This is a genomic window from Photobacterium sanguinicancri (assembly GCF_002265265.1).
Classification (GTDB): domain Bacteria; phylum Pseudomonadota; class Gammaproteobacteria; order Enterobacterales; family Vibrionaceae; genus Photobacterium; species Photobacterium sanguinicancri.
Map to the genome: position 1 here is coordinate 1 of NZ_NOIF01000365.1, position 1,351 is coordinate 1,351.

Sequence of the window (1,351 nt, forward strand, 5' to 3'; positions counted from 1 at the left end):
GCTTATCATAGCTAAATGATATGAAATTAATTATATTTTTCTATTATCACACCACATTTTTCCATTTTTGACAGTAAGTCATCATAACCACGCTCTATCTGCCAAGCATTATCAATATCAGTGACCCCTTTACTAGCTATTAGCCCGGCTAATAATAAAGCAATACCCGCACGTAAGTCCAAAGCATTGACATTTGTGCCAGATAATTTAGTACCACCTTCAATTACCAGCAAGTCGCCCTCAACATGAAATTTCATACCCATCTTAGCTAGTTCGTCAGCATACCCATATCGACCAGGGAATCTTAAGTCAATAATTTTACTGACTCCATTTGATAATGCACCAAAGATTGCGAACAATGGTTGCATATCAGAATTAATACCAGGATAAGGCCCAGTACTTATCTCAATTGGATACACATTACCTTTCGCTACAAATGCGGAATCACCATCACGGTATAGGCGTACTCCACTCTCTTTCAAAAATGCAATAGGAACTTCAAGATCCTTAAATGGGAAATTGTCAATTACCAGTTGTCCACCAGTGATGGTAGCAGCAATAACCCAAGTTAACGCCTCCATATTGTCAAGTAGTACAGCATGCTTGCATCCAGTTAGCTTTTCTATTCCTGTAATTTCGATTCTCTCTTGACCAAAAACCTCAATTTTAACACCACAATTTTTTAGAAAATTAATTAAATCGATGATTTCAGGTCTAATGTGAGGATTCCAAACTGTTGTTTTACCTTCAGCTAAAGAACCGCAGATAATGGCATTCTCTGTCGCACCAGTAGATCTCATAGGAAGATGGATATCATTAGCTTTTAAACGACCATCGACTTTTGCGCACAGATATCCATCCTCTTCCCAGACTGTCGCTCCTAAACGCTCTAAAAGCATCACATGAAGATCATATTTTCGCTCACCTAATTTACAGCCACCAGGTGACGGAACTTTACCAAATCCAGTTTTTGCAGTTAAAGCTCCTAAGATTAATAACGTATTTCTAATTGAACGGCCATGCCAAATAAGTTCACTTTTTGTGTTTTGTTTATATTCAATAATAGCTTGTTTATTATTTATAGTAACTTTTTTACCTAAAGCTTCAAGCATTTCATTATGAACCTGAACATCTAAGAGCGAAGAAGGGAATCGGTCTAAGACAACCTTCTCATCCGTTAGTAATGAGGCAGCTAAAAGTCTTAACACGCTATTTTTTGCTCCGCTAAGGTTAACTCTTCCCTCAACTTTTCCAGGGTGAACTTTGTATTTAAATTTGTCGCTCATGATGATCCCGCACTTAGATGTAAATAATGATTTCATATAATAACATTCATCAAGCAGATGTATGT

General features: G+C 37.1%; 1 protein-coding gene. It reads right to left on the reverse strand.

What is annotated here, in order from left to right; translation table 11 throughout:
- Positions 1 to 26: 26 nt before the first annotated feature.
- On the reverse strand, positions 27 to 1,351 hold a 1,325-nt coding region (locus tag ASV53_RS24050), incomplete at its 5' end, for a UDP-N-acetylglucosamine 1-carboxyvinyltransferase (protein ID WP_338091436.1).